Annotated in this window: 10 protein-coding genes; 1 reads left to right on the forward strand and 9 read right to left on the reverse strand. The window is 59.0% G+C overall.

All coding sequences use genetic code 11. From position 1 onward, the window contains the following. Window positions 1-62 precede the first annotated feature (62 nt). The 4 genes from cadB to GUC32_RS19445 all read right to left on the reverse strand — a co-directional run bounded on the left by cadB (window position 63) and on the right by GUC32_RS19445 (window position 4,155). Window positions 63-1,406 (reverse strand): cadaverine/lysine antiporter, encoded by a 1,344-nt coding sequence (cadB, locus tag GUC32_RS19430; protein WP_025304021.1) that lies wholly within the window; start codon window positions 1,404-1,406, stop codon window positions 63-65. Window positions 1,407-1,775: 369 nt separating this feature from the next. Then, the gene (gene cadC, locus GUC32_RS19435) at window positions 1,776-3,332 is read right to left on the reverse strand and encodes a lysine decarboxylation/transport transcriptional activator CadC (RefSeq protein WP_089181232.1); all 1,557 of its coding nucleotides are present in this window, start codon (window positions 3,330-3,332) and stop codon (window positions 1,776-1,778) included. 89 nt (window positions 3,333-3,421) lie between these two features. Next, on the reverse strand, window positions 3,422-3,811 hold the full coding sequence (locus tag GUC32_RS19440; protein ID WP_025304023.1) for a VOC family protein: 390 nt from the start codon (window positions 3,809-3,811) through the stop codon (window positions 3,422-3,424). 110 nt (window positions 3,812-3,921) lie between these two features. Continuing rightward, window positions 3,922-4,155: a glutaredoxin domain-containing protein gene (locus GUC32_RS19445; protein ID WP_025304024.1), complete on the reverse strand. Its 234-nt coding sequence runs from the start codon at window positions 4,153-4,155 to the stop codon at window positions 3,922-3,924. A 147-nt stretch (window positions 4,156-4,302) separates the two neighbouring features. Here GUC32_RS19445 and GUC32_RS19450 point away from each other — a divergent pair, with 147 nt between their 5' ends. Further along, a complete protein-coding gene (locus tag GUC32_RS19450) occupies window positions 4,303-4,848 on the forward strand; it encodes a MarR family winged helix-turn-helix transcriptional regulator (protein ID WP_049203371.1) in 546 nt (181 codons plus the stop codon). Window positions 4,849-4,852: 4 nt separating this feature from the next. Here the strand turns inward: GUC32_RS19450 and GUC32_RS19455 are convergent, their stop codons facing one another. The 5 genes from GUC32_RS19455 to lpxB form a co-directional block, all read right to left on the reverse strand. Continuing rightward, window positions 4,853-6,994 (reverse strand): lysine decarboxylase LdcC, encoded by a 2,142-nt coding sequence (locus tag GUC32_RS19455; protein WP_025304026.1) that lies wholly within the window; start codon window positions 6,992-6,994, stop codon window positions 4,853-4,855. Between the two features lie 111 nt (window positions 6,995-7,105). After that, the gene (gene accA, locus GUC32_RS19460; RefSeq protein ID WP_019455765.1) at window positions 7,106-8,065 is read right to left on the reverse strand and encodes an acetyl-CoA carboxylase carboxyl transferase subunit alpha; all 960 of its coding nucleotides are present in this window, start codon (window positions 8,063-8,065) and stop codon (window positions 7,106-7,108) included. 12 nt (window positions 8,066-8,077) lie between these two features. Next, the gene (dnaE, locus tag GUC32_RS19465; RefSeq protein ID WP_025304027.1) at window positions 8,078-11,566 is read right to left on the reverse strand and encodes a DNA polymerase III subunit alpha; all 3,489 of its coding nucleotides are present in this window, start codon (window positions 11,564-11,566) and stop codon (window positions 8,078-8,080) included. A 78-nt stretch (window positions 11,567-11,644) separates the two neighbouring features. Beyond that, the gene (gene rnhB, locus GUC32_RS19470) at window positions 11,645-12,238 is read right to left on the reverse strand and encodes a ribonuclease HII (RefSeq protein WP_369435387.1); all 594 of its coding nucleotides are present in this window, start codon (window positions 12,236-12,238) and stop codon (window positions 11,645-11,647) included. Beyond that, window positions 12,235-13,383: a lipid-A-disaccharide synthase gene (gene lpxB / locus GUC32_RS19475; protein WP_004931967.1), complete on the reverse strand. Its 1,149-nt coding sequence runs from the start codon at window positions 13,381-13,383 to the stop codon at window positions 12,235-12,237. Before lpxB ends, rnhB begins: the two co-directional genes overlap by 4 nt. Window positions 13,384-13,386: the final 3 nt, after the last annotated feature.

Below are 13,386 nucleotides of genomic sequence, written 5' to 3' on the forward strand. Positions count from 1 at the left end.
GTCGCGGCTGACAGGTCGGAAAGAAAGGGGCTGGGTAAATTCAGTCGGTCAGCGGACGCGAATCAGTGCGCTTTGGCCGTGGTGTTTTCATCGACCGCCGCTGCGTTGGCAGCCTGGCGGGTATTCATTTTCCGGGCGTAGAACATCAGGATAATCAGGCTGATGATAAAGGTGCCGGACAGTTCGAATGAGTTGGCGCCCATCAGCGCGATGAAGCAGAAGCCGCAGCCGCACACCGAAGCGATCAGGCTCAGCAGGTTGCGCACGTTGACCCCTTCGAAGCGGATCAGATCTACACAGGAATAGAAGTAAGGCAGCATGGTCAGCAGCACCGCGATGCCGGTCAGCTCGCCGAACAGGTCGGAAGCCTTGCCGCCGGCGGAGCTCATCAGGGTGATCAGCACCATCAGCGCGGTCATTTTGCAGCCGGCCAGCAGCAGGCCTTTTTTCGGAATGCCGTTTTTATCCAGCTCGCCGTACACTTTCGGGAAGTTGCCGTCGTTGGCGGCGCGCACCCCGGCCTGGCCGACCAGCATCATCCATGACCCGAGCGAGGTCAGGCAGGCAAAGGCGGTGAACGCGGAAACCATCGGTGCCGCCCAGTTGCCCATAATCGCCGAGGCGCTGATGGCGAACGGCGCGCCGCTGGCGGCCATTTCAGACGCCGGGAACATGCCGCTGATCACCTGGGTAGCGGCAATGTAGATGATGCCCGCCAGGCCGGTGCCGAGCATGGTCGCCAGCGGCACGGTACGTTTCGGGTTTTTCACCATGCCGGTGCTGACCGCTGCGGATTCCACGCCGATGAACGCCCACAGGCACAGCAGAATACTTTTGATGACCGCATGGCTGTCGGTGGTGCCGGAGGTATTCCAGTTAGCCTGGTAGGTGGCGGCGTCAAACCAGTGCCAGCCGAGGGTGGCGGTCACGATCACCGGGATCAACACCAATACCAGGCCCAGGGTAGTCAAACGGCTGACCCAGGTTCCGCCCAGCATGTTGACGAAGGTGAAGACCCACACGATGGCGATACAGGCGATACCGGCAGGTATTGGGTTGTTCAGCGCCGGGAAGAAGGTGGAGAGATAAGAAACGGCGGTAATGCCGATGGCCAGGTTACCGATCCAGTTAGCATGGTAATAAAGCACGCCGGTCTGGAAACCGAAGGCCGGGGAAATTTCACCGGCGTAGGCGATAGGGCCGCCCTGCTGCGGGTTTTTGGTGGCGAGACGGGCATACACATAGGCCAGCGACATCGCCCCGATAATCGAGATCACCCACCCCCAAATGGCGATGGATCCGAGACTCGCCAGGTTGGCGGGCAATAAGGCAATCCCGCTCCCCATCATATTACCGGCGACGACGCCGGTGCAGGCAATAAGCCCTATTTTCTTGGGTGAAGCCATGGTCAGTTTCTCCTGATTTACGTTTCTTATAAGCCACACCCATAAATAAAAGATTTTAATGAGCCGGCTTGATAGTCAGGATGCTAACCATCGGGGGGAATAAAGTCCTAAAGATAAAGTGAGATTACGCTCATGATCATACAAATGATAACCTGAGGTTTTTGATTAACACATCAAGATAAAAAGGTTTGCTAAAGAAAAGATAAACATCGTTTAAAAACATAATGATGCCCAGGTTAATAATGAATAACAAACGACAGAAAAGGAACAATATTACGCAGCAAAATAACACAATGGCGCAACATGTCTTCACCAATAAATAACGCCGACAGCATTCCCGGAGAATAATGGCGGCGTAGTATCGGTTAATTATTGGTGCTGGTAGTTATTTAAATAAGGCACCACGTTGGTCAATGACGTCTGGAATACGCCATTGGTGATCCAATGCAAGGTATCCTCACCGGGGCGCAAATTGAACGCGGTAATATAAGAATCCGCCGCCAAATGATTCTGCCCCTGCATTTCATACACTTTGCCCAGCAACACATAATTCAGCCACGACATTTGCAACTCAATCCCCAGATCGATCGCCCGGTGCGCCTCGTCAATGCGCCCCTGCGCCAACGCATCGACCGCCAGAACTTGCTGCATGATCGGCGTGTTTTTCAATTCGGGGATCGTCGTCAGATGGCTGATATCGGCGCGCAATTGTGCCAAGGCCTGGCTGTCGAACGGTTGGTAAGAATTGCGCAGCACATCCACCAGCGCCTTTTCCGCCAGCAGGTAGTGGAAATTCGGCGCGCTTTTAATCAGCTCGCTCAGCTGAGCGCTGGCGCGAGTCAACGAATCGGCATCACCGTGGATCAACAATTGATGTGCCTGGTAGAAGCGCTGCAGCAGCGGCCCGTTGTCGGGCAGCAGCTGCGCCAGACGCTGCTCCAACTGCGGCGGCCAGGGCTGCTTCAGCGCCGTGGACAGGCTGGCGAGGAAATCGCTTTGGATCTTCAGCTGGTTATCGGCGGTAATGAAGTAACGCTTGTCCAACATGATTGAGCTGTCGGCGTTATCCACCAGCCGCACGGACAGGAAACACTGCTGGGCGCGGTAGTGGCGCTGATTGACGAACTCGATATACAGCGACTTGCCCGAGTTGCTGGGGCCGGAATAGTTGTAATTGGTTTGGTCGTGCACCAGGAAGGTCGAGTAGGTGTTGAGCGAATCGGTGATCAGCTCGCTGACGCCCACCACATAAGAGAGCTGCGGCATCCAGTTGCTGCAGCTCTCGCCGCCCTGGATGCGAATATCGATATCGCGCGGGTTGAGCAGCACCGGCATGGTCGAAACCGGCACGCGCTGCGACAGCGTGGCGATGCCGACAAACGCCACGCAGACGCTGAGCGCCGCCAGAAACGCCAGCCACACCCAGAACGTCGAGCGGAGATAAAAGCGCGGCTTCTTTTCGCCAGGCGCGGCGACCGGCGTTCGGGGCCGGCTCGGCGGCACGTACGGCGTCTCGTCGTCGTCATCGCTGCCGTCTTCCGGCTCATGCATGATCACCGCGATCTGCGGCGCCTGTGCGGGAGCTGGTTGCGTCTCGCCCTCTTCACACCATATCACCGACGTCGCCAGCTTATACCCGCGCTTGGGCACGGTGATAATGTATTCCGGGCTGTCGCTGTCGCCGTCTTTCAGGTATTTGCGCAGCTCTGAAATACATTGGGTCACCACGTGGTTGGTGACGATATTGCGCTTCCAGACGTTGTCGATCAGCTCGTCGCGGCTCAGCACCACATCGGGGTGCCGGGCGAAATAGCACAGCATGTCGATCAGGCGCGGTTCCAGCGTTTTCTGGCGGCCGTCTCGGCTGATGGTGTTGTCGGCAGGGGTAACCAGCCACTCCCCGACGCGAAAAGCAGGCTCTTGCATGGCGGAAATAACTCTGTAGGCATGTAGGGCAAGGGGGCGATCATAGCATAACCGCCCCCGGCTGTGGCCGCCGGGAGGCGATTAAGCCGTTAACTCTCGTATAATTCTAACGGTAAACCATCAGGATCGCTGAAAAAGGTAAAGCGGGATTGGGTGTAGGGATCGACGCGCACCGGTTCGCAGGCAACGCCGGCCGCCTGCAGATGGGCGATGGCCCGATCGATGTCGTCAACGCTGAACGCCAGATGGCGCAGGCCGCAGGCCTCCGGGCGGCTGACGCGGGCCGGCGGCGAAGGGAAAGAAAACAGTTCGATAGTGTATTGTCCGTTGAGCGCGAGATCCGCTTTCCAGGAGTCGCGCTCCTCGCGGTAAACTTCACTCAGCAGGGTAAAACCGAGAATATCGCAATAGAAATGCTTACTGGCAGCGTAGTTCGCGCCAATGATCGCAATGTGATGCACCTGACGTAATCCCAGCATAGAAACCCTCTCCTGTTCATTCTGATGGGGCACGGTATCCGGCGGCGGCGATGACGTCAACGGCAAAAACCCCGCGGATTGCCGCGGGGCATGATTCAGCACACGGCGTCTCAGGCCTTCAGATCCGCCAACGCCGCGCCGAAGTTGATGTGCAGCACCTGCCCATCGACCACCAGCGCCGGTACACTCTGCACGCCGAGGCGCTCAGCTTCCGCCACGCGCGTTGGGCGTTCCCCCAGGTGCACCACTTCCACCTGCACGTTATCGCTCAACAGTCCCAACAGCTGCTGTTCGGCACTCACGCATACCGGGCAGCCGGCATGATAAAACACGGCCTTAGTCATCCTCATTCTCCTTGGTATTGACGGTTTCGGGCACGTTTACTTACCCACATTGTTTCGAATCGAAACAATGTGAACAGTATGTCAGCACCAATGACTTGTCAATATAGTTTTTAATCGATACTATTTACGCAGCCTGATGAGGATACGATGCTAAAACTGTTTGATCTGCTTGAACGCCTGAATAGCCTGCAACGCAGCTGGCTGCGCAGCCACGAAGAATTGGAAAGCCTGCCGCCGGTGCAGCTGAGCGCGCTCTACTATCTGGCACGCTGTAATCATTACTCCAACACGCCGATGGCCGTAGCGGAATACCTTGGCCTGACCAAGGGAACGGTGTCCCAATCGCTGAAAAAGCTGGAGCTGAACGGCATGATCGCCCGCACGGCGGACGCAAAGGATCGCCGCAGCGTGCGGCTGCGGCTGACAGAAAAATCGCGAAGTTTAATGGAGACTCTGTTTCCTCCTGCCTATCTGCAGCAGGCGCAAGACGCCATGCAGCAGGACGGCGAACAGTTGCAGGCGCTGTTAACCCAACTGCTGCGCCAACTGCAGCGGCAGGAAAATGTGGCGCTGTTCGGCGAATGCCACCGCTGCCGCTATCACCAGCAGCGCAATGGCCAACCGTTTTGCGGCCTGACACAGGAACCGCTGCCGCTCGACAGCGTGAACCTGATCTGCCGAGAATTCGCCTAAACGATTATGCTGGCGCTTTCAACACCTTCACCAGATAGCGCCCGTCCTCCGTCAGTTTGGCGCCGTGGATGTCGGTTTCAAAACCGGGATAGCGCTCACCGATAGAGCACAGCATCAGCAGGAAATCGAGCACCGCCCGGCTCTCTTCGGTGATCATTTCTCCCGGCATCACCAGCGGCACGCCCGGCGGATAAGGCAGGATCATATTGGCCGCCACCTTGCCCACCAACTGATCCAGCTCGCAGGTTTCCACATTGCCGCGCACCTGCTCCTGGAACATCTGGTGCGGCGTCAGCTTCATTTCAGGCAGCACGTCGAACGCCCGCTGCATCAGGCGCGGCAGATCGTGTTGGCGGATCAGCCGATGAATGCCGGCGGCCAGATCCTGGATACGCATATGGCGATAAAAATCCGGATCCTCGGCGTACAGATCCGGCAGCATATTCTTCACCCGCAGGTTGAGATCGTAGGCGCGCTTGAAATCAGTCAGGCCGCGCAACAGGCTCATCGCCTTGGTTTTGTCGATGCCGATGCTGAACAGGAACAGCAGGTTGTACGGCCCGGTCTTCTCCACCACGATGCCGCGCTCGTCGAGATACTTCGCCACCAGCGCCGCCGGGATCCCCTCTTCCTCCAGCGCCCCCAGCTCATTCATGCCCGGCGTCAGGATCGTCACCTTGATCGGATCGAGGTACATGTGATCGCGATCGGTCTGGCCGAAGCCGTGCCAGTTATCGTCAGGATCCAATGGCCAACACTGCGCCTCATCGATCTCCTCCGGCTGCCAAATGTCAAAGAACCAACTGTCGCTCTCCTCGCGCAGCCGCTGCACTTCACGGCGAAAATGCAGCGCGCGCTCCACCGATCGATTGATCAAGCGGCGCCCCGGGTTGCCGCGCAGCATGGCGGCGGCGGTCTCCATCGATGCCACAATGCCATAGTGCGGCGAGGTGGTGGTGTGCATCATGTAGGCTTCATTGAAGGTGCTCTCGTCGTAGTCGCCCTTGATATGAATCATCGAGGCCTGAGAGAAGGCCGCCAGCAGTTTATGTGTAGACTGGGTTTCGTAGATGACCTTTCCGGGCACCCGATCGCCGCTCATGCCGCTCTTGCCGTCGTAAATCGGATGGAAGTTGGTGTAAGGCACCCAGGCGGAGTCGAAGTGGATCGACGGCACTGCCAGCGTCTGCTTGATGTAGTCGGTGTTATACAGCAGGCCGTCATAGGTGGAATTGGTGATCACCGCATGCACCGGCCAGGTGGCGTTCGGGGTCTCCTGCACCCGAGCGGCGATGCTGGCGCGGGTGAACTCGCGCTGCGGAATGCCGCCAAGGATGCCGTAGGCGTTGCGCAGCGGGCGCAGATAGATCGGAACGATATCGCTCATCATCAGCAAGTGGCACAGCGATTTGTGGCAGTTGCGGTCGATCAGCACCGTGCTGCCCGCCGGCGCCGAATACATGCCGACGATCTTGTTGGCGGTGGAGGTGCCGTTGGTAACCAGATAGCTCTGCTCGGCGTTGAAAGTACGCGCAATATACTCTTCGGCCTCGAGGTGCGGCCCGGTGTGATCCAACAGCGAGCCGAGCTCGGTGACCGAAATCGAAATGTCGGCCTTCAGGGTATTGGCGCCGAAAAAGTCATAGAACAGGCAGCCCACCGGGCTTTTTTGGAACGCGGTGCCGGCCATGTGGCCCGGGGTGCAGAAGGTGTACTTCCCTTCACGCACGTAGTTGAACAGCGCCTTGGTCAGCGGCGGCGTAATGGTATCAATATATTCTGCGGTGTACTGCTGGATGCGCTGCGCGATATCGTCCGCCGCATTCAGGCCATACTCGAAGAAATAGAGCACCATGCGCATTTCATGCAGGCTGACGTCGAAGGTGGAGTGGGTATTGATAAAGGCGTACAGCGGTAGGTATTCGTTCAGCTCGTTGATCTCGCTGCACAGCTCCAGGCTGTAGTCGTCCCAGTCGAAGATCACCCCACAGATGCGGGCATTGGCTTCGATCAGCTTCAGCAGGTCACCGCTGTTTTTGGGGTACACCAGTTGGAATCCCATGGTGGCCAGCGCAGCGTGGAGCTCGCGGATCGGCTCATCTTTGTAGTAGACGCCCGTCGGGCCCATGATGGCGATGATATTCATCGGCAGCTCCTGTCAGTTAACGGCCAAGTCTCTATAACACCACGAAAATCCGGCGGTGTGTAGCCAAAAAAAAACCGCCCGGAGGCGGTTTCTTGCAGCGAAGAACAGAACTCAGCAGTAGCCGTAGTTCATCAGACGCTGGTAGCGACGGTTGAGCAACTCTTCGTCGTTCAGACCATCCAGATCTTTCAGATCGGCCAGCAGCTGCGCTTTCAGCGCGGCAGCCATCGCCGGCACGTCGCGGTGCGCGGAACCCAGCGGCTCCGGGATTACCGAATCGATCAGCTTTAACTCTTTCAGACGCGGTGCGGTAATGCCCATCGCTTCTGCGGCCAGCGGTGCCTTGTCGGCACTCTTCCACAGGATGGAGGCACAGCCTTCCGGCGAAATCACCGAGTAGGTGCTGTACTGCAGCATGTTCACTTTATCGCCCACGCCGATCGCCAGCGCGCCGCCGGAGCCACCTTCGCCGATGACGGTGCAGATGACCGGGATGTTCAGACGCGACATCTCACGCAGGTTGCGCGCGATGGCTTCTGACTGGCCGCGTTCTTCCGCACCCACGCCCGGATAAGCGCCCGGAGTATCGATAAAGGTGATGAGCGGCATCTTGAAGCGGGCGGCCATTTCCATCAGGCGCAGCGCCTTACGGTAACCTTCCGGCGCCGGCATGCCGAAGTTGCGGCGGATCTTCTCTTTGGTTTCACGGCCTTTCTGGTGCCCGATGATCATCACCGGGCGGCCATCCAGGCGCGCAATGCCACCGACGATCGCTTTGTCGTCAGCGTAAGCGCGATCGCCCGCCAACTCTTCGAAGTCGGTAAAGATGTGTTTGATATAATCCAGGGTATAAGGACGGCGCGGGTGGCGTGCCAATTGGGCAATCTGCCAGGCCCCAAGATCGGCAAAAATCTTGCGCGTCAGCTCAACGCTCTTTTCACGCAGGCGCTGAACCTCTTCGTCCAGATTAATATCTAATTTTTCGTCTTGACGGCTGACTGCAGTCAGCGAGTCAATTTTCGCTTCCAGCTCTGCAATCGGCTGTTCAAAATCAAGAAAATTCAGACTCATAGCATTCCTATTTTAGTCAAATTCCAAGTCCACCTGCTCATTGCCTACCAACGTCCGCAAATCGATCAACAAGCGGTCGGTGGGCGTCACGCGCCAGGTTGCGCCAAAACGCAGCTTGGCTCGTGCATCTTCCCGTTGATAGTAGAGATGCACTGGAATCGTCCCCGAGCGATGGGGTTCCAACGACTGACGGAGACGGTTCAAAAGCTGGTCATCAATTTGCCTGTCAGTCAGCGAGATAGCAAGCCCGCGAGCGTATTTTTCCCGGGCTTCACTGATGTCCATTACCTCGCGGGCCATCATTTTAAGCCCGCCGCTAAAGTCATCAAAGCTGACCTGTCCACTGGCGATAAGGATACGGTCTTTTTCCAACAAATGCTGGTATTTTTCTAGCGCTTCGGTGAATAGCATCACTTCCAGACGGCCCGAACGGTCATCCAGCGTGCAAATGCCGATACGGTTGCCGCGCTTGGTCACCATGACCCGCGCGGCGACCACCAACCCGACGGCGGTAGTCATTTTGCCCCGATCCGTCGGGTGCATGTCTTTCAAACGCTGGCCACCGGCGTAACGTTCGATTTCCTTCAGGTACTGGGTGATCGGGTGGCCAGTCAGGTAGAGCCCCAGCGTCTCCCGCTCACCGTCCAGCACCACCTGCTCTGGCCAGGGCGCAATATTGGCGTAGGATTGCTCCACCTGCTCCGGCGCTTCCGCCAGTACGCCAAACATATCCACCTGGCCAATAGCTTCGGCTTTCGCATGCTGATCCGCCGCTTTCAACGCGTCGCCGAGCGAATTCATCAGCGCGGCGCGGTGCGGCCCAAGGCGATCGAACGCCCCGGACATGATCAGTTTTTCCAGAATGCGGCGGTTCAGTTTCTTGATGTCAGAGCGCGCGCACAGGTCGAACAGGTCTTTGAAGTAACCTTGTTCGCCGCTATTGCGCGCCTCGATAATGGCCTCGATCGGCCCTTCCCCCACGCCCTTGATCGCGCCGATGCCATAAACGATCTCGCCATCGTCGTTGACGTGGAAGTGATACAGGCCACTGTTGATGTCCGGCGGCAGGATCTTCAGCCCCATGCGCCAACATTCGTCCACCAGCCCAACCACTTTGTCGGTGTTGTCCATATCGGCAGTCATGACTGCCGCCATAAACTCGGCCGGGTAGTGCGCCTTCAGCCACAGCGTCTGATACGACACCAGCGCATAGGCGGCGGAGTGCGATTTGTTGAAGCCGTAACCGGCGAATTTCTCCACCAGGTCGAAGATTTTCACCGACAGTTCACCGTCGATGCCGCGCGATTTCGCGCCGTCTTCAAAGCCGCCGCGCTGCTTGGCCATTTCGACCGGGTTCTTTTTACCCATCGCACGACGCAGCATGTCCGCGCCACCCAAGGTGTAGCCGGCCAACACCTGGGCAATCTGCATCACCTGTTCCTGATACAGGATGATGCCGTAGGTCGGTTCCAGCACCGGCTTGAGCGACTCGTGCTGCCACTGAATGTCCGGGTAGGAGATCTCTTCGCGGCCGTGCTTGCGGTCGATGAAGTTATCCACCATCCCCGACTGCAGCGGCCCCGGACGGAACAGCGCCACCAGTGCGATCATGTCTTCGAAGCAGTCGGGCTTCAGGCGTTTGATCAAATCTTTCATGCCGCGCGATTCAAGCTGGAACACCGCCGTGGTTTCCGAGCGCTGCAGCATGTCGAAGCTTTTCTTGTCGTCGAGCGGAATGGCGGCGATGTCGATCGGTTCCAGCCCGGTCTTGGCGCGCCGGGCGTTGATCATTTCCAGCGCCCAGTCGATGATGGTCAGAGTACGCAGGCCGAGGAAGTCGAATTTCACCAGCCCGGCGTATTCCACGTCGTTCTTGTCGAACTGGGTCACCGGATGGTGCCCTTCGGCATCGCAGTACAGCGGCGCGAAGTCGGTGATCTTGGTCGGCGCGATCACCACGCCCCCGGCGTGTTTACCGGCGTTGCGCGTTACCCCTTCCAACTTGCGCGCCATGTCGATCAGCGCCTTGACCTCTTCGTCGGCCTCGTAAATCTCCGGCAGCTGCGGTTCGGCGGCGAAGGCTTTCTCCAGCGTCATGCCCGGATCCGGCGGCACCAGTTTGGAGATGCGATCCACGAAGCCGTACGGGTGCCCCAGCACCCGGCCTACGTCGCGGATAACCGCTTTCGCCGCCATGGTCCCGAAGGTGATGATCTGCGATACCGCTTCGCGGCCGTACATCTCCGCCACGTGCTCGATCACCTGGTCGCGCTTCTCCATGCAGAAGTCGACGTCGAAGTCGGGCATCGAAACACGTTCCGGGTTCAGGAAGCGTTCGAACAGCAGGTCGAATTCCAGCGGATCGAGGTCGGTGATTTTCAACGCATAGGCCACCAGAGAACCGGCGCCGGAGCCGCGCCCTGGGCCTACCGGCACGTTGTTGTCCTTCGACCACTGGATAAACTCCATCACGATCAGGAAGTAGCCGGGGAACCCCATCTGGTTGATCACCTTCAGCTCAACGTCCAGACGCTCGTCGTATTCCGGGCGGCGCTGCGCGCGCACTTCAGGATCGGGGAACAGGAACTCGAGACGCTCTTCCAGGCCCTCTTTCGATTTGAGCACCAGGAAGTCCTCGGTGCTCATATCGCCGGTTGGGAACTGCGGCAGGAAGTATTCGCCGAGGCGAATGGTGACGTTACAGCGTTTGGCGATTTCGACGCTGTTCAGCAGCGCTTCCGGGATGTCGGCGAACAGCTCGCACATCTCGTCTTCGCTGCGCATGTATTGTTGCGGGCTGTAGTTGCGCGGCCGCTTGGGATCGTCCAGCGTAAATCCGTCGTGAATGGCGACGCGAATTTCATGAGCGTCAAAATCGTCTTCCACCAGGAAGCGCACGTCGTTGGTGGCCACCACCGGCAAGCCGCGCTCGGTGGCCAATGCCACCGCCGCATGCAGATAGTTCTCTTCGTCCGGGCGGCCGGTGCGGATCAGTTCCAGGTAGTAACAGTCCGGGAAATACTGTTGGTAGAAGTCCAGGCATTGATCCACCTGCGCCTGGTTACCGCGCAGCAGGAACTTGCCGACGTCGCCCTGACGCGCGCCGGAAAGCAGGATCAGCCCTTCGCGATGTTCAATCAGCCAGTCGCGATCAATGGTCGGGCCGGCGGCGCCGTAGCCACGCTGATAGGCGCGGGAAATCAGCAGCGTCAGGTTCTGGTAGCCTTCGTTGTTGCTGGCCAGCACCGTCAGCTGAGCCAGTTCGTCGCCCAGCTCATCGCTTTGCACATGGAAATCCGCGCCGATGATCGGTTTGATCCCGGCGCCGTGCGCGCTGCCGTAGAACTTCACCAGCCCGCACAGGTTGGTGAAATCAGTGATTGCCAGAGCAGGCATGGCTAACGCGGCGGCTCTTTTCACCAGCGGCGCCGTCTTGGCCAATCCATCAATCATGGAGTAGTCACTGTGGACGCGCAGGTGAATAAAACGAGGTTCGGCCATCTCCAGATACCTGATTGAAGGGGCTCAGCAGGCTGAGCCCGGGTTAATGCTATCGTCGAGCCCGGTCAGGCCCGCAGACTACAGCGCCAGCGCTCTTTTCACCGGCGCGAAGCTGCGGCGATGATGCTCGGTGGCGCCCAACGCAGCCAGCCGCTCCAGGTGGAGGGCGGTCGGGTAGCCTTTATGCTGCGCGAAACCGTAGTCCGGGAACTCGCTGTCCAGCTCGGCCATTTCGCGATCGCGCGTGACCTTCGCCAGAATGGACGCCGCGCTGATCTCCGCCACACGGCTGTCGCCCTTCACCACCGCCTGCGAACGCATCGGCAGGTTCGGGCAACGGTTACCGTCGATTAAAACCATGTCCGGCACGATATGCAACCCGGCCACCGCGCGCTGCATCGCCAACATGGTGGCGTGCAAAATATTCAGCTGGTCGATTTCCGCCGGTTCGGCGCGCCCCAGGCTCCAGGAGAGCGCCTTGGCGACGATTTCGTCATACAGCGCCAGGCGGCGTTTTTCACTGAGTTTCTTGGAGTCCGCCAGACCGACGATCGGCTGCGCCGGATCGAGGATCACGGCAGCGGTGACCACCGCGCCGACCAACGGGCCGCGGCCCACTTCGTCCACACCGGCAATCAGCGTGGCAGCGGGATAGATAAAGGGTTCAATCATGCTTTCGCCAGCTCCAACACAGCCTGAGCGGCCTGTTCGTCCGCACCGCAACGAATGCTTTGGTGCAAGGTAAGGAAAGTTTGTTTCAGCGCGTCGGTTTCCGGGCTCTCTTCCAACAGTGGCATCACGGCGGCGGCCAGTTTGTCCGGCACGCAGTCATGCTGCAGCAGCTCGGTGACAATTTCGCGCCCCGCCAACAGATTCGGCAGCGAAACGTAAGGCGTTTTCACCAGCTTCTGCGCCAGCCAGAAAGTGAACGGCTTCATGCGATAGCCCACCACCATCGGGCACTTGGCCAGCATGCACTCCAGCGCCGCCGTGCCGGATGCCAGCAGCGCCGCGTCGCTGGCGATCATCGCCTCGCGCCCCTGGCCGTTCAGCAGATGTACCGTCAGATCCGGCGCAACCTCGGCCTTGATGCGCTCAAACTGCTCGCGCCGTTTGGCGTTAACCAGCGGCACCACCACTTCCAGCTCGGGATAACGCGTGCGCAGCAGCTGCGCGGTTTTGAGGAAGTCGGCGCTCAGCATCTCGACTTCGGCGCCGCGGCTGCCCGGCAGCAAGGCCAAACAGCGCGCCTGCGGAGCGATGCCAAGCTGAGCGCGCGCCGCCAACCGATCGGGCTGCAGCGGCATGGCGTCCGCCATGGTGTGGCCGATAAACCGGCAGGGGACGTTGAAACGATCGTAAAACGCTTTTTCGAAAGGGAGAAAGGCCAGCACCAAATCGGTGGCTTTGCCTATTTTGAAAACGCGCTTTTGCCGCCAGGCCCACACGGACGGGCTGACGTAGTGGATGGTGCGAATGCCGCGCTGCTTGAGGCGGCCTTCCAGCGTGATGTTGAAGTCCGGCGCGTCGATGCCGACAAACACGTCCGGCCGCAGCTCACCGAAGCGGCGAGTGAGATCCTTGCGGATCTTCAACAGGCGTGGCAAGCGCTCGAGCACTTCCACCACGCCCATGACCGCCAGCTCTTCCATTTCGTACCAGGCTTCGCAGCCTTCGGCCTGCATTAGCGGACCGGCGACGCCAACGAAACGCGCGTCGGGGATCTGCGCCTTGAGCGCGCGGATCAAACCGGCGCCGAGAATGTCACCGGAGGTTTCTCCGGCGACCAGTCCGATAGTCAATGGACGATTCGACATAGC

Source organism: Serratia sp. NGAS9, from assembly GCF_009905295.1.
In the GTDB taxonomy this organism is placed as follows: Bacteria; Pseudomonadota; Gammaproteobacteria; order Enterobacterales; family Enterobacteriaceae; genus Serratia; species Serratia bockelmannii.